Genomic DNA, 24,947 nt, shown 5'->3' with positions numbered 1-24,947 from the left:
GATGACGCGAATGGCTGTGAGCGTGCTGCTCGCCGCGGCAGCGGGCGGCTGTGCCGTCGGCCCTGATTTTCACCGGCCGGCCGCGCCGGCCGTGGAGGGCTACACGCCCACGCCGCCGGCGCCGACCGCATCGGCACCGGTCGAGGGCGGACAGGTCCAGCGCCTGGTCGAAGGGCAGGAGGTGGCCGGGCAGTGGTGGACGATGTTCGGATCGGGCGCGCTCAATGCACTGGTGGAAGCCGCGCTCAAGGCGAATCCCGACCTGCAATCGGCCGAGGCGGCGCTGCGCGTGGCGCAGGAGAACCTGGCGGCGGCGCGCGGGAGCTTCTTCCCGAGCGTGGATGCGCAGATGGCCTCGACACGCCAGAAGACCGCCGCGGTGCTGGCCAGCCCCCTGGCCTCGGGCAATCTGCTGTATTCGCTGCACACCGCGCAGTTGACGGTGTCCTACGCGCCCGATGTGTTCGGCGGCGTGCGCCGGGAGGTCGAGGCGAGCGCGGCGCAGGCCGAGGTGGCGGCGTTCCAGCGCGAGGCGGCCTACCTGACGCTGACCGCCAACGTGGTTGCCGCCGCGATCCAGGAGGCGTCGCTGCGGGCCCAGGTCCAGGCTACGCACGAGGCCGTCGCCGTGGCCTCCAGGCTGCTGGCGGCGGTGCGCAAGCAGCGGCAGGCGGGGCAGCTCGGCGCCGCGGACGTTGCCGCGCAGGAGTCGGCGCTGGCGCAGATCGAGGCCACCCTGCCGCCGCTCGAAAAGCAGCTCGCCCTGCAGCGGGATCTGATCACCGTGCTGGCCGGCCGCTTCCCCAGCGAGACGATCACGCAGACGTTCGAGCTGGAATCGCTCCAGCTGCCGCAGGCGCTGCCGCTGAGCCTGCCTTCCCGGCTGGTGGAACAGCGGCCGGACATCCGTGCGGCCGAGGCCCAGCTCCACGCGGCGAGTGCGCAGATCGGCGTGGCGACCGCGGCGCGGCTGCCGAGCATCACGCTGAGCGCCGATCTCGGAAGCTCCGCGCTCGCGTTCTCGAAGCTGTTCACCGGGGGCACCGGGTTCTGGGGATTGACGGGCGGGATCGCGCAGCCGATCTTCCGCGGCGGCACGCTGCTGCACCAGCAGCGCGCCGCGGAGGCCGCTTACGACCAGGCCGCCGCGCAGTACCGGAGCACGGTACTGACGGCGTTCCAGAGCGTTGCCGATACGCTGCACGCCATCGACGCCGATGCCAGGGCGCTGCAGGCCGCCAGCCATGCCGCGGACGCCGCCCGCAAGAGCCTGACGATCGCGCAGCGCCAGTGGACGCTCGGGCTGATCGCGTATCCGGCCGTGTTGCAGGCCGAGCAGGCTTATCAGCAGTCGCTGGTCAGCCTGGCGCAGGCCCGCGCGGGGCGCCTGGCGGATTCCGTGGCGCTGCTGCAGGCGCTGGGCGGGGGCTGGTGGAACCGCGCGCCCGCCGGCGCACGGCAGGACTGACGCACGCGCCGGCCCGGTGGCCGGGGGCAGGCTACGGGTGCGTGGGCGCCACGCCACGGGGCCCGCGCGCGCAAGCGCTGAACCGGTCGCCGCGCCGGCGTGTCAGCGCGCGGCCGGCGCGCTGGCCGGCTGATCGGGCGACAGGCCCGGCGCGATCATCGGCCCGCTGTTGATGCCGGGAGGATGCGACAGGGCGCGCAGGCGGTTGTCGAGCTTGGCGCGGTCGACGAAGCGCTTGACGTCTTCGCCGGCGCGGCGCGCCATCTCGGGGGTATCGACCCAGCCGGTCAGGATGACGTGGCCGTCCGGCGTGCTGGCGATGCGGATCTGGCGGGCATCCAGCGCGCTGTCCTGGTCGAGGGCGGCTTTCACCTGGTACGTGAGCAGGGCATCGTCGGCCATGCGGGCGCCGGTGCTGTTCGGGGAGATGCCCCAGCCGCACGCGGCCAGCGCCAGCGCGGCGCACGCCGTGGCCAGCATCCGCGCCGGGCGGCGCGCCATGCCGGCGGAAACTCCAAGGGCCAATCGGGAGAGGCGCATCGATGCTCCTGGCGAAGGACGACAGGCTCCCATGATAGTGCGTGCCGGGGCCGTTTTCGGGGCACGGTTTCCCGGAGGCCGGGCTCAGTAAGCGCGGCCCTGCACCGCACGCCGGCGTTTGCGCTGCCACAGCGTCTGCAGCGCCAGCCGGCCCGGCCCCACCGTCGCCACGATGGCGATCAGCACGCCCCACACGAAGTGAAACTCCACCGCCGACGCCGACAGGCTGGCCCAGTACGAGCCGACCGCGACCAGGTTGACGAAGAACAGCCCCGCCGCGGCCAGCCGGGGCACGATGCCGATCAGCATCAGCGACGGGAACACCAGTTCGCCGAAGCTGCCGAGGGCGGCGGCCAGCGCGGGCGGCAGCAGCGGCACCTTGTATTCCTCGCTGAAGAGCAGCACGGTGGTCGGCCAGTCGTGCAGCTTGGTCAGGCCCGAGCGGAAGAACACATAGAAGAGATACGCACGGGCGATCAGCAGGATCAGCGCGCACAGTCCGCTTTGCGGACCGGCCAGGCGGTCGAGCGTGGTGCGGATGCGGGTGAGCGGTGAAAGCGGGACGGTGTTCATGATGGGTCTCGGACAGGGACGGACGGCCGCGCGCGGAGCCTGAGCAGCCCGGCGCGGTACAGGGTGGCGAAGCTTGCCGACAGGTCGAAGGCGGGCAGGTCGGCCAGGGTGCGGGTTACCGCCGCATCCAGCGAGTCGGACGCCTCGCAGGCGGCGAGGAACGTCGCGGTGGCGGCATCGATATCGAGCACGACGACGCGCTGCGCCCGCACCGCCACCACGGCCGCTTCAGGGGACCCGGCCAGGGCGATGCCGCCGAGGCGGATGGTGGCGCCGGGCTGATGCGCGCGCCAGATCGACACCACCGGCCACGGCGAGCGCACCAGCCAGGCGAGCGCCGCCAGGCCCGCGCGGATCTGCGTGGGCGGTTGGGCCAGCAACTGGCCCAGCGCTTGCGCATCGGGCGTGTCCGGCTCGGCATCGGGTGCGTAGTGGGCCCAGTGCACGCGCCATTCGAGCATGGCGACATCGGCCAGATACGGCACGCTGTCGGCCAGCGGCGAGCGCGCGATGACGGCGGGCAAGGCATCGCCGTAGTGATGCAGGTTGGGCGAGCGCGACGGCTGGGCCAGCAGCGTGCCCTGCACCAGCGCGTCGAAGCAGTCCTCGCCGACCAGCGCGCGGCAGACCGGATAGGCGCCGGCCAGCGCGTTGCGCAGGATGGCCCGGCGGGCGTTGCGATACACGGCGACGCCGCGTGTCTCGTCGGCGGGCTCGGCGGCCGTGAGCTGGCCGACCAGCCGGGCTTCCCAGTCATGCAGGCGCATGGCAGGCCTCCGTGGCATGAGGGGCGGCGAGGCGGTCGAGGATGGCCTGGGCGCGGTCCGCTTCCTGCAGCAGCACCTGCACCGGCGGCAGCTCGGCGTCCCACTCGATCAGCGTCGGGCGCGCGCCGTGCGCGGCGATATAGGCCTCGTACAGCGCCCACACCGGTGCATGGACCGGCCGGCTGTGCGTGTCGATCAGCAGGCCGTCTTCCTCGCTGTAGCCGGCCAGGTGGATTTCGTGCACGCAGCGCGGGTCGATGTCGGCCAGCACGGATTCCACCGTCACGCCGTGGTTGACGCTGTTGACGTACAGGTTGTTCAGGTCGAGCAGGATGCCGCAGCCGGTGCGCCGCGCCAGCGCCGTCAGGAACGCGCCCTCCGGGATGGCCTCGCGCGGGTCGACCAGGGCGCGGCAATCGATGTAGGTGGCGATGTTCTCGATCAGCAGCGGCCGTTTCAGGATGTCCTGCGCCCGCCCGATGTTGGCGGCGACGAGGTCGAGCGACTCGCGCGCATACGGCAGCGGCAGCAGATCATTGACGACCCGCGCCCCGCTGCGATTGAAGCAGAGGTGCTCGGAGACGGCGGCGGGTTCCACGGCATCGGCCAGCGCGGCGATGGCGCGCGCATGATCGGCGTCGAGGCCGTCCGCGTTGCCGAGTCCCAGGCCCACGCCGTGCAGGCTGACGGGCTGGTGTGCCCGGGCCGCCAGCAGCGCGGCGCGGGCCGGACCGCCATACAGGTAGTTCTCGCTATGGACTTCCACCCAGCGAAAGCGCGCCTGCCCGTCCAGCAGGGCGGGAAAGTGCGGGGCGCGCAGGCCCGCGCCGGCGCTCACCGGCAATGGGGGCGATGCGGTCTGCATGGCGGTCACCCGGTGCGCGGCTTACTTGGAAGGCTGCTGCAGCATGCCGCCCATCTGCGTGCAGGTGCCGGCCGGGACGAACTTCCACGACATCGGGTCCTTGTCGATCTTGGACTGGCCGGCGCAGGCGTGAGCGCTGCCGGGGCTGGCGCAGTCGTTCTGGCCGGCCTTGGCCACGCCGTAGCATTTTTCCTTGCCGGCGGCGGGGTCCGCTGCCTGGGCCGGCGTGGACACCGCGCCCAGCGCGAGCAGGCTGCCCAGGGCCGCGGCGATCATGGCGTGTTGTTTCATGGTGTTCTCCTTGCGTGCAGGTGTCGTTGGGGCGGCAGGGCACGGTTGCCCTTGCCGCACGGGCCTCGCGATCGGGCGCGAGCGCATTCCGTGCAACTTGGTCGCGGCACCCGGGCGTTCCTGATAAGGAGAACGAAAATTTTTTTGAGGCGGCCGATTGCCGGGGCAGGCAGCGGCCCCGGCATGCGCCGAGGCTGGCGCGCGCAATGGTTTGCGGGAGGGACCGACCCGGCGTGCGTGTGTCCGGGCGCGAACCGCCGGTGCTTTGCCCGGCAGGGTGGCAGCCATGCGCACGCGGCGTGCCCAGGCGGGCCTGATCGCGATGGCTGGTCGGGTGTGCTGCGCGCCATGCCGGCCCTCGCAGCGCGGCAGGCGCTTTCTCGGCCGGAAGCGAGGTCGCCGTTTCGTCGCGGGTGTCCGACGGATCTTGCGATCCGGCAGGACGGCGTCCGCCATGGCGCCGGGCGATGCCGGGTCAGCCCGGCAGGCGCCGGTTTCGATGCCGCCGTGCCCGCGCGGGGCAGGCGGGGCTCAGTTCACCCGGAAATGCTCGATGCTCTGGCCGGCGTTGACCGCGCGCTGGAGCCAGTCCGGCATGACGCCGGTGCCGTCCCACACCTGGCCGGCGGCGTTCATATAGACGGGGGCGGCGGGCTTGGGCGGGGCGTCGAAACACCCCAGCGCCTGCAGGTCTTCCACCGTGAGCCCGTATGTCTCCATCTGCTCCTGGATCCAGTCGATCGCGGCTTCGCGGCCCGGATCCGGCTGTTGTCCTTCCTTCATGTCGTGCGTGTCGTAGGCTTGCCGTGTCTGCCTGAGCACCGTCCGGGAGAGGAACATTGGACGGCGAGCGGGGGGTCTCGCTGGCAGAAAACGCACAAGAATAACAGCAGACGGCCGGTCGATCCTTTTTGCATGCTGGCGAACGGGTTTTGCGCGGTGGGTCGGCAGGATCCCGCGGCGATGAATCCGCGCGCGCAGGTGCCGCCTATTAAGGGCCGCGAGGACCCCTGTTCCCGCGCCACAGCGCACACATCGCCGGGGCGCTGCCGCCCGCCGCATGGACCGGCATCGGGCCGGCACAGGATTGGTGCGTCGTCGCACGATGCCGCATGGCGCCTTCGGACACCTCAAGGCGCCCTGGCCGCCGATGCGGCGATGACCCGATGCACAAAGCGCAGCTTGTCGATCACCGGCGTGGCCAGCGTGAAGGGATAGCCGTCGGGCATGCCGAGGCTGCGGTTCAGGCTGTTGAGCACGTAGGTCAGCGGAAACCAGCGCTGCATCAGGCTGTCGAAGCCGGCCGCCTCGACGGGCGTCTGGTCGGTCAGGGCGGGCTCCTGCGGGTGATCCGGCCGCAGCACGAGGCCGCATGAGACCGCGGTGTCCAGCGTGTCGACCATGTGCAGGTAGTGGGCCCAGGTCTCGGCCCAGTCTTCCCACGGGTGCATGGTGGCGTAGGCGCTGATGTGCGTCTGCGGCCAGTCGGCCGGCGGGCCGCTGCCGTAGTACGTCCGGAGCGCAGCGGCATAGTCGGCCCGCTCATCACCGAAGCGCCGGCGGAACAACGGCAGCCAGCGGGTGCCGGCGATCAGGCGGTCGAAGAAGTAGTGACCGGTCTCGTGGCGGAAGTGCCCGAGCAGCGTGCGGTAGGGCTCACCGAGCGCGGTACGGGCCTGTTCGCGCGCGGCGTCGTCGGCCTCGGCGATGTTGAGGGTGATGATGCCGCGGTCATGGCCCGTCATGACGGCCTCGCCCTGCGGCGTGGCTTCCAGGAAGGCGAACGCCAGCCCGGTTTCGGGCTGCTCGCGCCGGGTGCGCAGCGGCAGGCCGAGTGCGGTCAGGGTATAGAGCAGGCGCCGCTTGGCGGTCTCCAGCCGGTACCAGTAGAAGCGGTTGTCGGGCACGCGGAGGTCGGGGATGGTGGCGGTGAATTGGCAGGCGCGGCACAGGGTGTCGGGCGCATCGGCCCGGACCATCCCGTTGCAGATGTTCTCGACCGCGTAGTTGTGGCACTGGCGGTAGAGCGCGCCGCCGGCCCGCGGGTGCAGGCTGCGCCAGCGGCCCTCGCCGGCGTCTTCGAAGGCGCTGATCTCGCCGATGTCGGACAGGTAACCCAGCAGCGCATCGCAGCGCTCGCAGCGGACGTTTTCGAAGAAGACCAGCTGCTGGCAGCGGTTGCAGTGGAACGTTTTCATGGGCGGAGCGCAAAGGATGGCGGTGGCGGTTGGCGTCGGGGCTGTCCAACAGAACAGGGTGGGGCGGCGCAGCATGGGCTGTGCCGCGACGCCTGTCATGCATGCGGCCGTCGGATACCGGGCGGCATGATCCGTTCCTGCACGGATTTCGCACGGCCGGGCAAGCGGCACGAACCTTGCTCGAACCGCCCGCCCTCCGCCCTCGCCGGGATCAACGAGCCAACGCCCGATAGAAGCGTCCGTGTGTCGATCCGAGTCTCCGAGTCGCGCTGAACACGTTACCCATTATCGTCATGGCCGGCGCGTCGGGCTGCCGCCTTTCGCGTATGCCGAGGACCTTTGCGCCGCGACTTTCGGCGGCGTGAAGGCATTGGGCTTCGTCCACGGCCTAGACCGCGGCTCGCATGCCATGCACCGTTGCTGGGGCCAGCTCGACCGAACTGCCGTGCTGCAAGCGCCGAGCTGACGGCCAGCCCGTCATCGGCGCATCGACGGCGGTTGTTGATCCGCGGGGGCGGCGGTCTGCTGCACGTCGGGTTTCGGTTTGCCTTTCAAGGTCTTGGACAGCCACCTGATCATGCGGTTTGGCCGCTTCGCGGGGGGCGAGGCCGTGGCCGGCGCCGGCGCTGCATCGGCCTGCGGCTTCGGGCGTTCCGGGCGCGCTTGCTTGCCGGTATCGGCGCTGTCGTGGCGGCCCGCGCGGCGCATGGCGTCCTCGATGTCGCGTTCGGATTCGGAACCGGATGCCACGCTCGACAGCGACGCCGTTGCGGAATAGAAATCGTCGTCCGACACCGCGTCATCCCCGGGGCCGATGTCGGGTGTTCCGCCTTGCGGCCCGCGCGGTGGCGTGCCGGCGGCGTTCCGCTGCGGTGAGGCGCCGGCCGTGGACGGTACGGGCTGGCCGACCGCATCGCCCGCGATCCGCCGTCCGCTGTCCTGCGCGTCGCGCGCGCCGGCATTCGCGCCGAGCGCATCCGCTGTCCGATCCTGATCGCGGTGCGTCTGGTGCAGCGCCTGGAAATGGTTGCCGAACAGCACGACGCCGACCGGGTCGTGCCCGGTCTTCGGGCTTGGCAACTGGACGGGGCCGTCGTCGGTCGGCAAGACCATCTGCAATTGCAGGCTGACCTGCTGGGTTTCGTTGATCATCTTGATCAGCGCGCCGGTGGCCGGCTCGTCGGCGTAGAGCATCCGGTCACCCGACAGGATCTCCGGATGCTGCAGGGCCAGTGCGGTGCGATACCGGGCCGCCTCGCGGGCCAGGGCCGGTTCGGAGGCCGCATCGTAGCGGCTGGTTGCATGCTGCAGCAGCGAGATGATCAGGCAGTCCATGCTGGTGGCGCCGCTGTTGGGCGCGGCTGCGATGCCGCGCGCCTCGAGCCACTGGTGCGTTGCGTCGGCACCTTGGCTGCCGACCAGCATGCGGCGCTGCTGCACCACGGCTTCGGCATGGGGATCGCCGGCAGGCCTGGGCTGGAAGACGGCGTCCGCGAGTGCGGCGGGCGCGGCGGGCGCGTCCGCGGGTGCTTCTCCGCCCAGCATCGGCACATCACTCAGCGCGTGTCGGGCCGCGGACGGGTCGAAGTCGCCGGGCACCCGGCCCAGAGCGGGCTGGCGTTGCTTCGGCTGGGCTTGGGCAACGGGCGTCGATCGACGGGGGGAGGCCGGTGGTTCCGCTTGCGGCACCGGTTGTGTGCCGGCGGGCGGGTGCTCGGGCGAGGGCTGCGGATCGGCCGGCTGTCCGGCCAGGCGGGTCAGGCGATCACGCACGTCGGCGCTCATGGCGTTGCCGCGATGGGCCGCGGCCCGGGTCATCGACAGCGGCACCTGCGCGATGCCCTGCGCGATCGGGCTTGCCACCGAGATGGCCAGGTTGTCGGCCACCATCTCCATCATGCGCATCTGGAACTTGGCCTTGGTCTGCAGCGGCGCGTTGTCGTACCGCCAGTTCAGGTAGCCGGTCGTCCCGCTCAGCTTGCCCGACGGCAGCGCTTTCCCGCCGATGGAGAGCTGGATTTCATCGGGGATGTCGCGCAGGTCTTCCAGCTGCCCGATCAGCTTGTCGAGAGCTTGGTCGATGTCGGGGGCGGCGTAGTCCGTATTGGGCGCCATCGGTTTGCCGGCGGGCAGCTCCAGCTTGAGCGCGACGTGGTCGTCCTGTTTGCGGGCAAGCGTCTTGACGGTCTTCCCCATGCGGGTCTTCTGGAAGCGGGCGCGCTCGGCCGCCACGTAGGGGGCCGTCACCGGCGCGCTGCCCTGGGCGAGGGTCCGTGCGTCGTTCTGGTCGCCGTATTGGGCCGGCATGGAGATCCCATGGCTTTCCGCGACGACTTTCTCGATGTTCAGGCCAAGGCTCGCCGCCGCGCCGCCGATGTTGACCAGACCGGCCAGCGCGGCGGGGCCGGCATTCGTCATGGTGTAGCGCTCGCGCTCGCCGATCGTCATCCGCTTGGCCAGTTCGGTGGCCTCGACCTGCTTGCGGCCGTCGCGGCTGAACAGATTCTGTGCGTCGGTGTCGCGGACGGCGGCCAGCGCTTGCGCGGCGCCGCGCAGGAGGGTGCGTGCCTGGTCGGGGTCTTTTTCCTGCAGCGCGCTTTTCATCTGTGATTGCGCCTGCTCGAAGCTGATCCAGTCGCGCAGGCAGGCCTTGACGTCGGCCAGCCTGCCGGCGTGGATCTGGCGGCGCGCGAACGCCTCCCGCGCGGATTCGCCGGGCGCGGCGCGCTCGGTTTCCGCGTTGAACTTGTGGACGGCTCCGATTGCGTTGCCGAGCTTGCCCAGCAGCAGGCGGCCCATGCTGTCGAAACGCATCCGCTCGGGCGTTTTCCACGCGTCGGCGACGGTCTTCGCGCTGAACCGCGCGCCATGCGCCTGCGAGAAGGTTTCCTCGATGGCCCGCGCTGCGTCATGGTCGTTGCCCGCGGCTTCCATCTCCTCCCGATGCTTGGCATAGCCGAGCCAGTTCTTCAAGGGGTCGAGATCGTGCTCGGTCGTGTCTTTCCGCGCGATCTCATCGAGCGTGGCGACGAGCTTGGGCTTGGCGTTCTTGCGGACTTCGGGCCGGTTCCAGATGCGCCGCTCGGCGATATAGGTCCGGTAGGCGGCGGCGCGCGCCTTCTGCTGCTTGGCGGCATTGCCGGCGAGCAGATCGAGGGATTTGGCGAGTGCCACGATCGCGCGCTTGGCCTTCGCTTCGCCGTCCTTGCTCGGCCCCGAGCTCAGCTGATAGCCGACATACAGCACCGCGGCCAGCGCGGCGGCGGCGGCGGTGACCCCCGTCGTCACCGTGGCCGATACCACCACCGGCGTGAGAATGCCGAGGATGGTGGCGGTCAGGTTGGCCGCGCCGGTGGCAACGCTGATGCCGAGAAAGCGCTTGTTGCCGTGATACTCGACCTTGGCGCTTTCGGACGCGGTCTTGTAGTCCGACTTGAGCTCGTTGCGCATGCAGAACCTGGCGAAGGCGATCTTCAGCGTCTCGCCCGCGGCTTGGATCGCGTGCTCCGCCTGCCCGGCCGCTTCCTGCCCCTGCCCGATCTTCCGGGTTGCCTGCTCGATGTCCGTCTTCGCCTGCGTGATGGCGGACTCTGCCAGCATGTGTTGGAACAGTGTCACCTTCGGCGCTGCAGGCGTAGCCTGCGCGGCAGCGAGGGCGTTTTGCGCCGCCTTGAGTGCCTCGCGTGCGGCCGCGATCGTTGCCTGCGCTTTGTCGTATGCGTTTTGTGCACCATCGAGCGCGGCCTGGGCTTTTTCCATCTGGCTCACGTTCGTTCTGATCTTGCGCAGGTCCCAGGCGAGCCGTCCGGTGGTGCGCAGCACGTTGGGGCCGGTTTTCGCGCTGGGCGTGGTGTCCGCCCTGCCGAGCGGCATCACCTCTTCCGTGCCGGCATTGCGGAACCGCAGATCGGCGGAATCGAATGCCAGCTGCGTCGTCAGCAGGGTCAGCAGCAGTTGTACGCCAGAGAGCGCGGTCTTCGCGGGCAGGTTCGCCGCCACCGCGTATTGCGCCGTGCTGACGGCGCCGCCCACCGCGGAGGCAATGCTCACCGGCTGGCGATGCAGGCCGCCCGTGCCCACCTTCTTGAAGCTCTCGAGCGTGGCGGCCACGTCGTTGTCTTCGATGCCGACGGCCTTGAGGAAGGTCTCGATCATCGCCTGGTAGTAGACCGACTCCGACGTCCCTTCGGGCAACAGCCGCCGCGTCTTCTGGTCTGCGGGGATGCTGTTCGCATGTGCGCGCTCGAAATTCAGCGCGGCCAGCCGGGCCAGGTCCGGAACCGAGGGTTGCCGCGCCTGCCCGGTGCGCCATTGCTCGCAGAGCTTGAGCGTCGCATGCTCATCCCAGTGATCGACGCTGATCGCGGGCTTGTGCGGCACGTGCTTGAGATGGGCCATCTGCTTGAGCCGGTCTTTCAGCGTGCCGCGGGCGGATCGCGGAGGGCGGGGCTGCGCGGGCGCGGCGGCGGGAGTCGGCTCGGGGCCGCTGGTGGGCGCGGCGGTGTCGGAGACTGGCGTGGCCGACGACGGCTTGTGTGCCGTCGGAATGAAGCAGTTTGAAAAACGCGGCATGGTCTGACGGCGAGACGTTGGGGGCCCAGGCAGGCTAGCGGACCCGGGAAGCCGGTGAGCGGGGACGGCGCGAAGCCCGGTGGCCGCGGGCGAACTCCGTTCCGCTGGTGCGCTCGGATGACGCACACCGCCGTCCGACGGCGGATGCCTCAGCGGACTCGGCGCGTGCGCATCGGCGTGGCCTGCCGTATCGCGTCCGGGGGCGATACGGTTCTGCGTCATCCGCTGTGCGATGACGCCTTGGCATCGGTACGGACAAGGGCGGCGCAGGGCAGCGGAACGGGTCAAGCCTGTCCGTGCAGCCGGCCTTGCGGCGACACGGCAAAGCCCAGCCAGCCCCGGGCCATGCGGGCAAGCGCGGGCAGACTGCCCACCATGACGCGGATGCCATCGGCGAGCAGGGCCCGGCGGCTGGCGCCGGCTGCGATGTCGCAGCGGCACAGCGCCCAGGTATAGCGCACCAGGTCGGAGGCCAGATAGCCTGTGGCCAGCACGAGCGCCAGCCGGCGCAGCCAGCGGCTCGGCGCGCCCCGCGCGGCAACCGCCAGCGCAACGTCGCAATGGTCGAGCTCTTCGCGCGCATGCCAGCGCCACAGGCGGCTCGGCTGGGAGCCGTCATCGACGAGCAGCGTGTCATGCTCGACGATCTCGCGCGAGACCAGCGCGGTCAGTTGCTCGAACGCCGCCGCCAGCGCGACCTGCATCGGCAGGCCGAGATCCGCGAGGCCGGCAGCCACGCACTCCGCCCGCCGGGCGACCGCCTCCGCGCCGGGCAGGCCGGCGATCAGCGCGGCGTTGTAGCGGGCATGCGCGCGCTGGTGCGCGCCTTCCTCGCGGATGAAGCGGTCGATCTCGTCGTGCAGCGCATCGTCGTGCGGGGTTGAGGCTTGCGCGCGCCACGCCTGCAGCGTCTCGATCAGGAAGGCTTCTCCCGCGGGCAGCAGCAGCGACAGCGCATCGAACAGGCGGCTGCGGACAGCCGTTCCGTTCCAGTAAGGGCGATCGCCGGCGGCGGATCGGGTTGCTTCAGGCATCATGGGCAGGGTGATCGGTGGGGTTGGGCGCAGCCGGGCTGGCGTCGGCCCGCAGCCATAGCCGCGGGCCTGCGCTCAGCCAGCGGCGCACGAATGCCGCATACGACATCGGCGCGGCGCTCGGGTCCGCGCGCAGCCGGCGCGGCGCCTCGAACCAGCGCAGCCCGGGGTGGCAGTGATGCACGCGGTGCAGCGTGCGATGCAGGGTCAGCCAGCCCAGCCCCAGCGGCAGCACGATGTCATGCGTGAGCGCTGCGGGCGCGCGCACGGACGCGGCGGGCGCGATGTCGACCTGGTAATGCTCGGCCTGCGTCAGCACGAAGTCGAACCATGCGAACAGCGCCAGCGGGATCGCGTAGCCGAAGAGCACGGCCCGCGGCGCGTGGCATGCCGCGAGGCCGATCAGCGCCGCGAAGGCCGCCATCCAGGCCAGCGCCGCCGCGCGCCGCAGCCGCTGCCCGGCCGGTACCATCGGCCAGCCGATCCGGTTGATGTGGAACGCCACCCAGGGCAGTTCGATCGGCGCGAGCAGCCAGATCCAGCGCGTGCGCCAGCTGAGCGCATACAGGCCGCCTTCCGGGTCGGCGTCGGTGCAGGTGGCGCGGTGATGCTGGTAGTGGAAAGACCGGTACGCCACGAAATTCACGCCGAACAGCGCCGCGCAGACCGTGCCGACGGTGTCATTGAGGCGGCGATTGCGCAGGAAGGTGCCGTGAACGCACAAGTGCTTCGCTTCCTGGCAGCCGCCCAGGAGCAGGGCCTGCGGCAGCGTCAGCAGCGCCGGCAGCCACGGCGTGTCCGCGCAGGCGATCAGCGCGGTATTGGCCACGACGCCGGCCAGGAACAGCAGGCTTGGCACATCGGCAAACCGGTCGGACAGGACACGGCCAGGCCTGCCAACCCGGGCGCGCGTGCTCACAGCAGTGCCGCCAGCGGGCGCGTCACACGCTGCACCGAGGCCAGCGGCAAGGCCGCCCACAGCGGCCCCAGCGTCGACAGGGGCACCGTGCCGCGCAGCAGCACCCCGTAGTCGAGCGAGCGCTCGTGCGGAAAGTACCCGGGCTTGATGGCGACGATCTTCGTGAAGCCGCGCGACCGGTAGTAGCGCAGCTGCGGATCGATGGGCTGGCCGGCCCGGCGCGCGCGCACGTAGGCTTCCACGGGGGTCTGCCGGCGGCTGCGCAGCCAGTTCCGCAGGCCGGGCACCGGCGAGCCGAGATAGATATGGCGCCACCCCCGCTTGAGCGCGTGCGGCCAGAAGAATCGCAGGATGGCGTCGACGCCGGCCTGGCTGCGGCTGCTCAGGCTGATGCCGAACAGCGACGTGCTGCTGCGCGGCGCCGGGGTCCGGACGCAGTCGCTCCAGGTCCGCACGTGGCGGTGGAAATCGTCCGCCACGGGCTTCATGAACAGCGAGGCGAGCATGCGACCCGAGGCCGGGCAGAACGCGCCCACCGCGAGGTCGGGGTGGGCATCGATGCGCGTCCCGAGATCGGCCCGCGAGGCCGCCTGGCGGGTATCCCATTTTTCATGTTCCAGTTCGAGCAGCGCGGAAAGGTCCCGATGGGTCAGCAGCCTGGCGTGGGCGGGCGGCTTGACGGCGGAGCGTGCATTGGCAGGGGCCGGGAAAAGGAGATCGCGATCCATGGGCAGCGGTTTGGGCGTGGCTGAACAGCCGTTGCGGATTCAGGGGCTAAACCGGGCGCCATTTCGCCAAATCTGCATGTCACCGCCATGACAAAAATCGGGATCGGATTATGTTTGGCTGATTCTCAAATCTATTTGAGAAATGAAATGAATAATGGAAGGCGGGGTGAATAATCGATTGGATGCGCTGCGTCAACGGTTGCCGAGCTGGACGGCTCAGTCAGGGGATGTGCGCATTAATCCGCTTTTATCGCCAGATATGCACCGAGGTGCATTGATGCGGTCAGCGTCGTACCGGCAAAAATCCGACCCAATTGGCAAATTTTTGTGCCGGGATCGCCACCTATTGGAGGTGTTCCGCATCGGGCGCCGCGTCCCTCTTCAGGTTTCCAGCGTCGTGCCGTAGACCCCGTATGAAAGTTTCTGATATCAGTGCTTACATTTTCTGAATGTACAAAGGGGGAATAATGCAAGCCATCATGCACTCGGTGCGGTTCAAGATTCTGTGTGCCTTCGGCGTGTGCATTGCGCTGCTGGCCATCAGCGGCATATTTGCCGTGCGCGGCTTGATGCGGCTCAACGGCAATATCACGGACGCCTATACCGGCAATACCATTCCCATCGCCCAATTGGCCGAAGTGCGGGCAACACAGCTCGACCTGCGCCTGCAAATGCGCCGCACGCAGGCGCTCAAGGACGATGCGGCCGAGGTCACGGCGGCGATCCAGGCCATCCGCACGGACGTGGAGCAGACCAACCGAGTCTGGAAGCAATACTTCCCGGACAGCATCACGAGCGACAAGGAACGCGAGGTCGCCACGAAGATCAACGACACGCTGCCCAAGTTCAATGACGCCGCGAACAAGGCGGTCGATGCGCTGCGGGCCGGCAATTTAGACGCCGCCGGGCAGATCATCAACGGCAACTCGGCCACCGGCACGTCGATCAGCGAATGGCTGGCACAGGATATCGAGATCAACCTGGAGCAGGCCAAGGACTTCATGACCGACAGCGCTGCAACGTATCAGCGCATCCTGCTGGTCACCATCGCGCTGGTCTGCGCGGGGATCGTGGTCGGCGGGGCCATGTCGTGGTATCTGCTGCGTGCGATTTCGCGCCCGCTGAGCCGCGCGGTCGATGTCGCCAACCACATCGCCGGCGGCACGCTCGAGAACGAGATCGTGATCGACTCGCAGGGCGAGTTCGGCGAGCTGCTCATCGCCCTGCGCAAGATGGACCGCCAACTGGCCGATACCGTGCGCGGCATCAAGGCCTCGGCCGAATCGGTGACGGTGGCTTCGCAGGAGATCGCGGCCGGCAACGTCGACCTGTCGGCGCGCACCGAGCAGCAGGCGGCCTCGCTGGAAGAGACCGCGTCGAGCATGACGCAGCTGACCGAGACGGTCAAACAGAACGCGGAAAACGCGGCCCAGGCCAATACGCTGGCCGCCAGCGCGAGCACCATGGCCCAGGCAGGCAACGATGCCGTGCAGGAGATGGTCGGCACGATCGACAAGATCAGCACCAGCTCCGGCAAGATCTCCGAGATCACCGGCCTGATCGAAGGCATCGCCTTCCAGACCAACATCCTCGCCCTCAACGCCGCGGTGGAAGCCGCGCGGGCGGGCGAGCAGGGCCGCGGCTTCGCCGTGGTGGCGAGCGAGGTGCGCACGCTGGCGCAGCGTTCGGCCGCGGCGGCCAAGGAGATCAAGGAACTGATCGGCTCGTCGGTCGCCGTGGTGCAGGAAGGCTCCAAGCAGGCGGTCGAGGTCGGGCAGAACATGGGCCAGGTGAAGGAGGCGATCCGCCGGGTCTCCGATATCGTCTCTGAAATCGCGGCGGCTTCGGCCGAGCAGAGCCGGGGCATCGAGCAGGTCAACCAGGCCGTCACGCAGATGGACGAGGTTACGCAGCAGAACGCGGCGCTGGTCGAGCAGGCGGCCGCGGCGGCGCAGTCGCTCGAAGAGCAGGCCACGAGCCTGCGCCGCGCGGTCTCGGTGTTCCGCCTGCCGGACGGCACGACGCGCACCGCGCTGGCCTGAGGCCGTTCACGCCGCGCGCCGGGGCAGGCGGGCCTGTGTGCCTCGTCTGCCCCGGCGCGCGGCGTTCGGGCGGCCGCTGATGCCGGTGTGCGCCGGCCGTCCAGGGGTTTCCGCGAATGGGCCGGCCATCACGCTCCGCCGTTCATCTCATGGCGCGTGGCACGCCTCCGGTGGGCCGGGCTGTCGCCGTCGAAGACCCATGTGGCGCCGATGCGGCGGCAGGGGTAAGCGAGGCTTCCGGCTGGCGGGCCGATGCGGCACACTGCGCCTTTCATCCGGTTTCGAGGGGTTCATGAAGCAAGCGATCGGCGGGTGCCTTCTCGCCAGCGTCCTGTGGCTGGCGGGCCTGCCGCAATCGCAGGCGCAGACCGTTCCCCGCGTCTGGGAGCAATGGCTCGCCACGGCCAGCGCGCGTCATCCGCAATGGAGCGGCCCGAGGTCCGGCCCGCGCGCGGTGACCGGCGTGACCGTCGCCGTGATCAGCGAAGACCTGCGCAACGGCGGCATCCTCGGCGTGACGAAAGGCATCAGGGAAGCTGCCGGCGCGATCGGCTGGGGCACGCGCCTGTACGACGCGGGCGGCACGCCGGCCGGCCGCGCCCGCGCCGTGGCCTCGGCGCTCGCGCTCCAGCCCGGCGGCGTCATCCTGGTCGGAGTCGATGCCCGCGAGATGCAGCCCCAACTGCAGCCGTTCGTAGAACGCGGGATCCCCATGGTCGGTTGGCATGTCAGCCCGTTCGCCGGCCCGATCCCGAGCAGCCCCGTCGCCGTCAACATCTCGACCGACCCGGTCGCGGTGGCGCGCGTCACGGCCATGGCAACCATCGCCCGCTCCGGTGGGCGCGCCGGCATCGTGGTCTTCACCGACAGCCATTTCCAGATCGCCAAGGCCAAGTCGGCGGCCATGGTGGAGGTGATCCGCGCCTGCCATGGATGCGAACTGCTCGAGGTCCGGGACGTTGCCATCTCCAGGAGCGCGGAACTGATGCCGGCCATCACGCGCGAACTGCTCGCCCGCTACGGCGACGACTGGACGGACACGCTGGCCATCAACGACATCTACTTCGACTACGCCGCGACTGAGCTGACCAAGGCCGGCCGGCCGGCCGCGAGCATGCGCATGCTGTCGGCGGGTGATGGCAGCGCTGCGGCCTTCACGCGCATCCGCGCGGGCACCTTCCAGGTCGGCACGGTCGCGGAGCCGCTGAGCCAGCAGGGCTGGCAACTGGTCGACGAGCTGAACCGGCTGCTCGCGCGTGCGCCGCTGTCGGGCTACGTGGCGCCCGTGCATCTGGTCAGCCAGGACAACATCGCCTTCGATGGCGGGCCGCAAGGCCAGTACGATCCCGACAACGGTTACCGGAATATCTACCGGCATATCTGGAAGCCCTGACGGCCGCTGCATCGGGGCCACCGCCGCCCGCCACGGGCATCGTCCGGATGCCTGATGGCGGTGCCGCATGCCGGCGTCTGCCCGGGCATGCATGAACCTGCCGGTCAACACGGCAGGGTCCATCGAGCCGCATGCGCGCATCACGTTGCGCACGGGCCATGACACGCGCCCGGTCCGGCTGGAAATCGAAGCCACCGGGGCGGGCATCGGCCTCACGCACCTCGGCCTCAATTCGAAAACGAGCAGGTTTTACGTTATCCAGCGTTTACTTAAAACGCGCTCGATTCATCCATCGACGGTGCACCATTTAAAAGCGCTTGGTCAATCGGATGCGAATGTTTGGTGCCTGAAACGTAGTGTTGCGTTGAGGATTTTTTGGAAATCAGCTGCGTTCTTGTGCATGAATGCATCGGGTTTGTGCATGGCACAATATTGTCCTATGGTCCATTCTCGTGCATCAGGAGGTGCCATGTTCAAAGCAGAAACCCTTTGCCTGCCGTGGGCGTGCATCAGCGCATGCCGACGGCTGGCGCCCGACGCCGGCTGGGACGCGATGGCCTGCGGGCCGTTGAAAAAAAGCGAACGCATGCATGTCCGCCTTTGTCATTTTTTCAGGAACTTATTGAGGGTGATATCGCCAAATATCCCTTTCCGTGACCATCCGGAAAGCCGAAGTGATCGGCATGCCGTTTTAAAAGGCCAGCCCGGCGATAACGGGTTCGAAAGCCAGCCCATTCATTGAAACAGGTTTCATCCGCTTTGCAAGCAACCTGCTCCACGCAATCGGCCAACGAACCCGGGTGAATTGATCCATGCAGTTGAGTTACAGCATTCTGAGTCTCTATATCGCGACCATTCTCGTCATCATCGCTGTGCCTGGCCCCGTGGTGCTGCAGGTGACGGGCGCTGGGCTGAGCGGTGGTCCATACCGGGCGCTGCGGACGGTTTTCGGCTCCAACGTCGGTTCTTTGCTGCTGATCCTGATGTCCACCCTGGTGATCAAGGGGCTGATGTCCGTCGATGCGTCCGTGCTGGTCGCCATCCGGGTGCTGGGGTGCCTGTACATCGGCTACGTGGGCTTCCAGCTGCTGCGGCAGCCGGCGCCCCGGCCTGCCATCGCAGGGGTGCCGAAGCCCCGGTCCGGCGGGTTCTCGAAGGGGTTCCTGACGAGCGTCTCGAATCCGCAGGACATCGTGTTCTTCGCATCGGTCTTTCCGCAATTCATGAGTGTGACCACGAACCCCAACCACAGCCTGTTTCTGCTGATGCTGCTCTGGATCGTCCTCGAGTTCCTGACGATGATGGCGATCTATGGCTTCATCAGCCGCGTCGCCCGGCCTGTCGCGCATCGCGGGCTGATGAAGGCCGCCGGTGCCGTGCAGATCGGGCTGGCCGGGATCGGGGGCGCATCGGCGGTCATCGAGTTGGTGGTGTGATGGCCGCTGTGCTGCCGCTGCTCGTGCCGACCACGCTGACCCGTGCCCTGCGGGCCGCGCATCCGCACGGTCCCGGGCGTCGGTCGGGCGCGTTTGCTGCATCGCTACGCGGTCGGGTCGGCTTGGTCGCGCGCAGCCTGCGTCCAGGCGTCCGAGATCGGCAGCGGCAGACCGATGAAGATCAGCTCGCGGTCGCTCACGGCCGCGGTGCGCGCGGTGGCCTGCAGGCCGAAGTTCAGGCCGGTGTCGGTCTGCTTGCTGTTGCCGTGCATGGTGAAGAGCGCAGCCGGCCGCCACGACGCCTCACTGGCCGCGATCTGTTCGACCGCCTGCAGGCACGCCTTGGCATCTTTCCCGCGCCCGCCGCGGTCGGCCATCCTGGCGGCCGCCATGTAGTCGTCCATGGCGAGCCGCTCCTGTTCGCCGAGCCGCCAGCGCATGTAGTGCGCCTGGTTGGGCCGGGCCATCTCCTGGATCTTGTCCAGGAAGTCGTCCAGCCGCTTCTTGCCGGGCCCGGCGTCGGCCTCGCCGTGCGCCGCGTACGCGCCCTGTTCGGCGCTGCACAGGGCTTCCCACTCCTTGCGGCGCGCCGGGTCGTTGGCGAATTTGATGAAGTCGTTGATGTTGCGCTCGCTCAGATCGCGGTAGGTGAAGGCTTCCGAGAGGCGGCCGCGCTCCATCAGCGTGCGGATGGTGGCGTTGAAGCCGCCGTTGCCCAGCATGTAGGTGGCCGAGGCGATCGGTACGCTGGGCACGCCCAGGCTGTTGGCGGCCCCGTCCGGCGTATCCGGCAGCGGTCCGGCCGGCAGCTGGACGCTGGCGGCCACGGTCACCGCATGCAGGTGAGCGGAGCCGCGATCCTCGCGCAGGATGGGCGCGATGCCGGATTTCTCCTGGCGCTGGCCGATGGTGAAGGGGTTCCAGGTGAAGCCGTAGCCGACCGAGCCGCCCGCGCGTACGGTCTGGCCATCCTGCGTCGTGACGCCCGCTCGGGCGGTGAGGGTGACCGAGGCGCCCATCTTGCTGTTGACCGAGGCGTAGTCCTCCCAGGCGACGGAGAGATTCTTCTGGTCGAAGTGGTGGACGGCGAAGTCCTCCCACAACGCCGACGGCGACAGGTGGCGCTTGTCCGGTCCGCAGGCCTCGAACATGTAGTCGACCATATCGCTCATCTGCTTGCGCATCGCGTCCGAGTTCATGGCGCTGCCGTCGTCCTTGCGCTGGGTGGTGAAGCGCAGCCGCACCCCGGTCGGGTTGGTGTGCTCCAGCCCGAACAGGGTGACGTTGCCCGAAATGCCGACGCCGGCCGAGAAGCTGTTTTCGTCCGCATCGGTCGGTGTCGTGTAACCGGCCGTCAGGCCTCCGCCGAGCTGTCCGACAACCTGGCGCTGGCGGCCGATGAAGATTTCGCCGCCGTGCGCGGTGGTCCCGATGTTGAACGCAGCGGAGCGCGCAACGGAACCCTGGGCATCGAACACCGGGGTCAGCGCGAACCCGCCCTTGAACCGCTTGACGAGGCTCGCCAGGTTGAGCGTCAGCGCGCCGGTATTGACGCCCAGCGCGCCGCCGTCGGTGAACGTCATGGCGTTGCCGACGTTGTGCTCGCCCGTGAAGTTCTTCAGGAACGCGCGCATGCTGTCGGCGGTCATGTCGACCGGCTTGTCCTTGCCCGGCTCGAGGATGTTGCGGGCGCGGCGCATGGCGCTGCTGAAGGCCGTTTCCTCGCCGGTTTCGGTGCGCTGGGGCATGGCCGCATCGCGTGCCCATGTTGCCAGCGTGGCATGGCTGAGCCGCGTACCGATCAGCCGCTCCAGCTGCTGCGGCAGCCTGCCGTCCGCCCTCACCACCGATTCGCCGATGGCCCGGTGCAGGCGCTCGGCAATGTCCACCATCGCATTGCCGTCCAGCGTATACCCCTGCGGGCGCTTGCTCTCGCTGGCGGCCGACCAATGCTCGAGGATGGCGCCGCGCAGGGCCACGGTGGGCACCTCGCCATACCGGCCGAGGCTGAATCTCGCCTCGCTGCTGCGTGTCTGCAGCCGGTCCTTGAGCGCGTCGATCGCGGTGCGCATGTGCTTGTCCAGCTCGACCTGGTCCGTCGGGACGTGCCTGGTGCCGGCCGCCAGCGAGCCGTACTTGCCCATCGCCAGCAGCGGCGACTTCTTGCGCGAGAAGGCGCGTTGCACATTGTTCGCCACCAGCCGCGCCGTCGCGGCGGTGGAGCGGGCCGGGTCCTGGCGCGCCTCATTGAGCGCGTTGCGCGTTTCCGCTCGCGACACATACTTGCGGAACTTGGCCAGGCGTTGCTGCGTCTGGCTCAGCAGACTGTGCTTGTCGTCGGTGAGGAAGCCTTGCCGCCAGGCGAACACGGCGCTCTTGTCGGCGCGGCTCAGCGCGTCATACGTATCGGCCGCGCGCAGGGCTTTGACCTCGGCGCGCAGCACCTTGCAGGCGAGGGTGTCATCGCGCGTGCCGGCCATCTTCTCGGCATGCCCGATGATGTCGGGCAGCAGGACCTGGGCCCCCTTGGTTTCCACCGAAACCTGCTCCGCGGCCTGCAGCACGAATTCCAGCGGCTCGCGCTTGGCCGGCTGCAGCGGCGGCATCACGGCCAGCAGCGCCTGCATGCCCACATCGCCGATGCCGGCCAGCCCCTGCGCGGCATGCATGGCATCGAGCATGGCATGTTCCACGGGCGTCTGGCGCGTGGGATGGATCGCGTTGGCGCTGGCGTTGCCGATACGGCGGGCGTGCTGGCCGGCGGGCTCCGCTTGCGCGGTGGCGGCATCCTCCGCGCCGGCATCGCTCGGCCGCGGCGACGCGGCGTCGCCCGTACCGTGCGCGGTCGGCAGGAATTCGCCGGCCTTCAGCGCGCGCAGCGCCGCGGTCGCACGGACCGTATCACCCCCGCACGCATTGACGAGCGCCTCGGCCAGCAGGACGTGCTGGGCGAACCCCCGCCCCGAAGCGGACTCCGTGGCCTGGGGCAGGCTGTCGAGCAGGGCGCCATGGAGCGCGCGCACGGCCGGCGCATGCAATGGCTGGCTGAGCAGTCGCGCAAGGTGGACCCGCATGCCCGCCTCCGAACTCATTGCCTCGGCAATCGATACCGACTGGCGGGCGACCTTGTCCTGGCCCAGGCCAAGGTGGCTGCGCATCGATTCCGCAATCGACGAGGATGGGTTGAAGGCCGCCTTGACGGTCGCGTCGATCTTGCGCTGGCGCGCTGCCGGCTGGGCCGGGCCGGTGGCGGGTACGCTCGGCAGGTCCTCGGGCCGCGTGCCGGCGGGAACGGGGCGCGATTGCAGCACCTCGGGCCTGGGCCGGGTCGCCGACATCGTGACCGGTTTGCCGACGGTGGTCTCCGTATGCAGGCCGAACACCGAGGTCTGGCTGCTGACGAAGTTCCTGTCCGCCGCCGTCTTCGCCTTGCCGACCAGTTTCTTGACCTTGCCGGTGAACTTGGCCAGGCCCGATTTGCCGGATTTCTGGGGCGCGGCTGGCTCAGCCGGGGAGGCGCCGCCAGCCGTGTCGCCTGCGTGCAATTCCGGAGCCTCGGCAAGGAAATCCCTCATGCTCCGGCGCACGCGCGTCGCGTCGCCCGTGCCGGAAGCCGAAGGCCCCGTCACCACCGGCCAGGAAGCGGATTGAGCCGTTTGGATTTCCGCGAGGCGCTGCAGCGCGCTGCCAGCCCTGCGCTGCTGGCGTGGCGTGTTTTCCGGGGCGGGCGCGCTGGTTGCGGATCCGGGTGAAAAATGATGGGCAGGCGCAACGGGCTGCGCAGGCCGGCGTCTAGTTATTGATATCAAGGCTGTCCCTCCTCTCATCATTGTTATGTCAACAACTTATGAGGGCGCCGTGGGTCGCTGCTCTTGACATGCGAAACATTGAGGACAGGTACGAAGTCAAGTGCACAAAGCGAATATGAGGCGCCGCGCATCATGCGTTTTTTGACGAAATGACCCGGCGGCTTGCACTGATTTGCATAATGAGCACGCGGGCCAGCAACGTTTACGCCCCGCAGCACGGCCGGCATTCCGGGCGTGAGACGGCTGCGGATGCGGTCCATGTATCGACGCGATGAGACGGCGGATCGGGATGGGGTTCCGGAATGGAGGGATGGGCCAACGCGAAGCCCCGGCGCTGTCGCGAGCCGGCAGGGCGATGCCGGAGGCCGGCCAGCGGACCGCATGCCGGACGGTCTTACCCGCGTTGCAACGCGGCCTTTGTTGGGGCCGGCCTTAGCGGCGCTGCATCCGGGGCACGCAGCCGTGGTGAGTGCACGCGCGTGCTCGGGGCAACCGGCTCAGGCCTCGGCGGGCAGGCGGATGCTCGCGGCTTGCCGTGAGCGCCGCTGATCGGTTGCACGCGCCTCTCTACGCCGGCGCCGGGCACGATGGATTGTTGTGCCCCGGGGTGGCTGCCGAGCTGTCGTGCCAGGGCCCCCAATTCCCGGCTGTGATACCGGTCGAGGCATTTCAGGAGGCCGAAGCGCCGTTCCCTGATGTCCGCGTCGGCCAGGAGATCGGCGTAGTTTCGTGCCAGCACCCGGACCGCATCCGGGTTCTTGCCATGTGGCAGATCGTCCGGTCAATGCTGCCGGCGTGCGAGGCGGCATCCTTGTCGTTGCGGTAGGCGGTGGCGATGCCGGTGGCCAGCGCGATGTCCGTGTCGTGCTGCGCATGGGGCCCGTGTTGCGTCACCGCAGGGCCGGGTTGCTGATGGTTTTCCGGACGTGGCTCCCGATGACCTGGGTAACTTCGGCGCCCGGGCCGCCAGCGGCATCGATCCGTGTCGCAGCCGCCCGGGCGACGACAAAGGAAGGTCGACGCATCGGCCCCTTACGCTCGAATGTCGTCGCGGCGAAGACTGCTGTCCCGGCACCTTGGACGGTTCCGGTTGCGCACCCGGCCGGTCAGGCCACTTCCGGCGCCTGGTGGATCGCCCAGCCGGTCAGGGTGCGATGCCGCCCCGCGACGATGCACGCGCAGGGGGAGGCCGCCGCGCCTGCATCGCAACCCTAGGCATCTGGCGGCCGGTCTCAAATGCGGCCTTTGCCTGCGCCGTCCCGCCGCCTCAGGTCACCAGCGCAGCCAGGTGCGCGCCGGAGCCGGCGGAAACCAGATGCGTGGCGTTCATCCATTCGACATGCGCGGGCAGGATCCAGGTCTGCGCCGGGGCGGCTTGCCCTGGCTGCGTATCGCGCTGCGCGATCACCGGATGACCGGCGAGATCGGTATGGGTCGCGTGGGGCTCCAGCGCCGGATCGTTGTGGTGGATGGTGAGCTGATAGCCGCGAGCATAAATCGTCTTGATCTCCACGCCCGTCTCTTCGCCGCACCGCAGCTTCTTGCGCAGCCGGTAGATGTGCTGCTCGATGGAGCGGCCTACCACGCTGGCATCCGTCCCCCACACCGCGGAAGCGATCTGCTGACGCGAAAGGAAGGTGCCTGGGGACGAGAACAGCAGCCATGCCGTGGCGAATTCCCGTGCCGTCAGGCGGATGGGCACGCCGTGAAGTTTGAGCGTGTGCGTGAGCCGGCAAAGCCGGTAGGGGCCGACCGTCACGTTCATGCTGACGGCGGGCAGGGTCTGTCCGGCATGGCGGAGCAGGCGCAGCACCCGTGCTCGCAGTTCGTCCGCAGAGAAATGCCCGACCAGCATGTCGTCAACGCCGGCGTCGAACACGCGCAGCATGTCTTCCCGCTCGGCAAACTGCCCGAACACCATGGTCGGCCAGCGCATGTCAGCATTGCATTGCCGCCACGACAACACCAGCTGACCGGCCGTGTGGAACTGCAGCGCGTCGATCATCAGCATCTGGAAGGTCTCCCCTCGCCGCGCGCGCAGCAGCGCCAGGGCATCGTCAAAGCGAACGCATTCGATATGCTCGCTCGCGAGCGCGGTGGCGATCAGCGCAAAGCTGGAGGGAGAGGACGTCAGCACGGCAAACTTCATGTTCTTTTCTCCATTGAGATCGCGAGTGATGGGGCGGGCCGGCCTGGAACGGTGCCGTTGGGGCGATCCAGACCGATGCCGATAATGTCCTGGGTATTTACATCTTGTGCGAATGGGGCTCGGAGATAAATGCCTTCTGTAATATTTCCTGATGAGCGGCAAG

At 68.9% G+C, this 24,947-nt stretch carries 19 protein-coding genes; 5 read left to right on the top strand and 14 right to left on the bottom strand.

Features of this window, described 5'->3' with window-relative positions:
• The first annotated feature begins 10 nt into the window (after positions 1–10).
• Positions 11–1,468, top strand: a complete 1,458-nt coding sequence (locus tag GO999_RS19225; protein WP_211907192.1) for an efflux transporter outer membrane subunit — start codon at positions 11–13, stop codon at positions 1,466–1,468.
• A 102-nt stretch (positions 1,469–1,570) separates the two neighbouring features.
• Here the strand turns inward: GO999_RS19225 and GO999_RS19220 are convergent, their stop codons facing one another.
• The 11 genes from GO999_RS19220 to GO999_RS19170 all read right to left on the bottom strand — a co-directional run bounded on the left by GO999_RS19220 (position 1,571) and on the right by GO999_RS19170 (position 13,955).
• A complete protein-coding gene (locus GO999_RS19220) occupies positions 1,571–2,008 on the bottom strand; it encodes a BON domain-containing protein (protein WP_211907121.1) in 438 nt (145 codons plus the stop codon).
• An 84-nt stretch (positions 2,009–2,092) separates the two neighbouring features.
• Positions 2,093–2,581 (bottom strand): DoxX family protein, encoded by a 489-nt coding sequence (locus GO999_RS19215; protein ID WP_211907120.1) that lies wholly within the window; start codon positions 2,579–2,581, stop codon positions 2,093–2,095.
• Positions 2,578–3,348, bottom strand: a complete 771-nt coding sequence (locus GO999_RS19210; protein WP_211907119.1) for an HvfC/BufC N-terminal domain-containing protein — start codon at positions 3,346–3,348, stop codon at positions 2,578–2,580. Before GO999_RS19210 ends, GO999_RS19215 begins: the two co-directional genes overlap by 4 nt.
• The gene (gene bufB / locus GO999_RS19205) at positions 3,335–4,213 is read right to left on the bottom strand and encodes an MNIO family bufferin maturase (RefSeq protein ID WP_118872701.1); all 879 of its coding nucleotides are present in this window, start codon (positions 4,211–4,213) and stop codon (positions 3,335–3,337) included. The genes GO999_RS19210 and bufB overlap by 14 nt, the downstream gene beginning before the upstream one ends.
• Before the next feature lie 21 nt (positions 4,214–4,234).
• Positions 4,235–4,504 (bottom strand): BufA1 family periplasmic bufferin-type metallophore, encoded by a 270-nt coding sequence (gene bufA1 / locus GO999_RS19200; protein WP_011004324.1) that lies wholly within the window; start codon positions 4,502–4,504, stop codon positions 4,235–4,237.
• Positions 4,505–5,035: 531 nt separating this feature from the next.
• A complete protein-coding gene (locus tag GO999_RS19195) occupies positions 5,036–5,287 on the bottom strand; it encodes an H-NS histone family protein (protein WP_011004323.1) in 252 nt (83 codons plus the stop codon).
• A 347-nt stretch (positions 5,288–5,634) separates the two neighbouring features.
• Entirely contained in the window at positions 5,635–6,702 is a 1,068-nt protein-coding gene (locus GO999_RS19190; RefSeq protein WP_016724761.1) for a zinc-binding metallopeptidase family protein, read from the bottom strand.
• A gap of 477 nt (positions 6,703–7,179) precedes the next feature.
• Entirely contained in the window at positions 7,180–11,274 is a 4,095-nt protein-coding gene (locus tag GO999_RS19185; protein ID WP_249215120.1) for a type III effector protein, read from the bottom strand.
• A 284-nt stretch (positions 11,275–11,558) separates the two neighbouring features.
• Complete coding sequence (locus GO999_RS19180; protein ID WP_211907118.1) at positions 11,559–12,311, bottom strand: metal-dependent hydrolase; 753 nt, start codon at positions 12,309–12,311, stop codon at positions 11,559–11,561.
• A complete protein-coding gene (locus tag GO999_RS19175) occupies positions 12,301–13,167 on the bottom strand; it encodes a fatty acid desaturase family protein (protein ID WP_249215119.1) in 867 nt (288 codons plus the stop codon). Before GO999_RS19175 ends, GO999_RS19180 begins: the two co-directional genes overlap by 11 nt.
• 56 nt (positions 13,168–13,223) lie before the next feature.
• The gene (locus GO999_RS19170; protein WP_011004318.1) at positions 13,224–13,955 is read right to left on the bottom strand and encodes a hypothetical protein; all 732 of its coding nucleotides are present in this window, start codon (positions 13,953–13,955) and stop codon (positions 13,224–13,226) included.
• Between the two features lie 467 nt (positions 13,956–14,422).
• Between GO999_RS19170 and GO999_RS19165 the strand changes: the two genes are divergently transcribed.
• The 4 genes from GO999_RS19165 to GO999_RS19150 all read left to right on the top strand — a co-directional run bounded on the left by GO999_RS19165 (position 14,423) and on the right by GO999_RS19150 (position 18,826).
• Positions 14,423–15,997: a methyl-accepting chemotaxis protein gene (locus GO999_RS19165; RefSeq protein WP_011004317.1), complete on the top strand. Its 1,575-nt coding sequence runs from the start codon at positions 14,423–14,425 to the stop codon at positions 15,995–15,997.
• Positions 15,998–16,289: 292 nt separating this feature from the next.
• Positions 16,290–17,390 carry an ABC transporter substrate-binding protein gene (locus tag GO999_RS19160; protein WP_011004316.1) on the top strand — a complete coding sequence of 367 codons (1,101 nt, stop codon included), beginning with the start codon at positions 16,290–16,292 and terminating at the stop codon, positions 17,388–17,390.
• 91 nt (positions 17,391–17,481) lie between these two features.
• Positions 17,482–18,132, top strand: coding sequence for an ATP-binding protein (locus GO999_RS19155; protein WP_081263840.1), 651 nt, complete (start codon positions 17,482–17,484; stop codon positions 18,130–18,132).
• A gap of 70 nt (positions 18,133–18,202) precedes the next feature.
• Positions 18,203–18,826, top strand: coding sequence for a LysE family translocator (locus GO999_RS19150; protein ID WP_011004315.1), 624 nt, complete (start codon positions 18,203–18,205; stop codon positions 18,824–18,826).
• A gap of 104 nt (positions 18,827–18,930) precedes the next feature.
• Here the strand turns inward: GO999_RS19150 and GO999_RS19145 are convergent, their stop codons facing one another.
• The 3 genes from GO999_RS19145 to GO999_RS19135 all read right to left on the bottom strand — a co-directional run bounded on the left by GO999_RS19145 (position 18,931) and on the right by GO999_RS19135 (position 24,784).
• Positions 18,931–22,401 carry a hypothetical protein gene (locus GO999_RS19145; protein ID WP_249215118.1) on the bottom strand — a complete coding sequence of 1,157 codons (3,471 nt, stop codon included), beginning with the start codon at positions 22,399–22,401 and terminating at the stop codon, positions 18,931–18,933.
• Positions 22,402–23,029: 628 nt separating this feature from the next.
• Positions 23,030–23,374 carry a T6SS amidase immunity protein Tai4 family protein gene (locus GO999_RS25115; protein WP_226951864.1) on the bottom strand — a complete coding sequence of 115 codons (345 nt, stop codon included), beginning with the start codon at positions 23,372–23,374 and terminating at the stop codon, positions 23,030–23,032.
• A 528-nt stretch (positions 23,375–23,902) separates the two neighbouring features.
• Positions 23,903–24,784 carry a response regulator transcription factor gene (locus GO999_RS19135; RefSeq protein ID WP_011004313.1) on the bottom strand — a complete coding sequence of 294 codons (882 nt, stop codon included), beginning with the start codon at positions 24,782–24,784 and terminating at the stop codon, positions 23,903–23,905.
• Positions 24,785–24,947: the final 163 nt, after the last annotated feature.

Source organism: Ralstonia nicotianae (assembly GCF_018243235.1).
Lineage (GTDB): Bacteria > Pseudomonadota > Gammaproteobacteria > Burkholderiales > Burkholderiaceae > Ralstonia > Ralstonia nicotianae.
Note: the sequence above shows the minus strand (reverse complement) of the source record. Positions and strands in the feature narration are given on the sequence as shown.

Bases quoted from the DNA above. Each gene is read 5' to 3' on its own strand.
- GO999_RS19185 (WP_249215120.1), bottom strand. From the start codon at position 11,274: ATGCCGCGTTTTTCAAACTGCTTCATTCCGACGGCACACAAGCCGTCG.
- GO999_RS19145 (WP_249215118.1), bottom strand. From the start codon at position 22,401: ATGAGGGATTTCCTTGCCGAGGCTCCGGAATTGCACGCAGGCGACACG.
- GO999_RS19150 (WP_011004315.1), top strand. From the start codon at position 18,203: ATGCAGTTGAGTTACAGCATTCTGAGTCTCTATATCGCGACCATTCTC.
- GO999_RS19135 (WP_011004313.1), bottom strand. From the start codon at position 24,784: ATGAAGTTTGCCGTGCTGACGTCCTCTCCCTCCAGCTTTGCGCTGATC.
- GO999_RS19195 (WP_011004323.1), bottom strand. From the start codon at position 5,287: ATGAAGGAAGGACAACAGCCGGATCCGGGCCGCGAAGCCGCGATCGAC.
- GO999_RS19160 (WP_011004316.1), top strand. From the start codon at position 16,290: ATGAAGCAAGCGATCGGCGGGTGCCTTCTCGCCAGCGTCCTGTGGCTG.
- GO999_RS19170 (WP_011004318.1), bottom strand. From the start codon at position 13,955: ATGGATCGCGATCTCCTTTTCCCGGCCCCTGCCAATGCACGCTCCGCC.
- GO999_RS19190 (WP_016724761.1), bottom strand. From the start codon at position 6,702: ATGAAAACGTTCCACTGCAACCGCTGCCAGCAGCTGGTCTTCTTCGAA.
- GO999_RS19165 (WP_011004317.1), top strand. From the start codon at position 14,423: ATGCAAGCCATCATGCACTCGGTGCGGTTCAAGATTCTGTGTGCCTTC.
- GO999_RS19215 (WP_211907120.1), bottom strand. From the start codon at position 2,581: ATGAACACCGTCCCGCTTTCACCGCTCACCCGCATCCGCACCACGCTC.
- GO999_RS19210 (WP_211907119.1), bottom strand. From the start codon at position 3,348: ATGCGCCTGCATGACTGGGAAGCCCGGCTGGTCGGCCAGCTCACGGCC.
- bufA1 (WP_011004324.1), bottom strand. From the start codon at position 4,504: ATGAAACAACACGCCATGATCGCCGCGGCCCTGGGCAGCCTGCTCGCG.
- GO999_RS19225 (WP_211907192.1), top strand. From the start codon at position 11: ATGGCTGTGAGCGTGCTGCTCGCCGCGGCAGCGGGCGGCTGTGCCGTC.
- GO999_RS19220 (WP_211907121.1), bottom strand. From the start codon at position 2,008: ATGCGCCTCTCCCGATTGGCCCTTGGAGTTTCCGCCGGCATGGCGCGC.
- GO999_RS19180 (WP_211907118.1), bottom strand. From the start codon at position 12,311: ATGATGCCTGAAGCAACCCGATCCGCCGCCGGCGATCGCCCTTACTGG.
- bufB (WP_118872701.1), bottom strand. From the start codon at position 4,213: ATGCAGACCGCATCGCCCCCATTGCCGGTGAGCGCCGGCGCGGGCCTG.
- GO999_RS19155 (WP_081263840.1), top strand. From the start codon at position 17,482: ATGAACCTGCCGGTCAACACGGCAGGGTCCATCGAGCCGCATGCGCGC.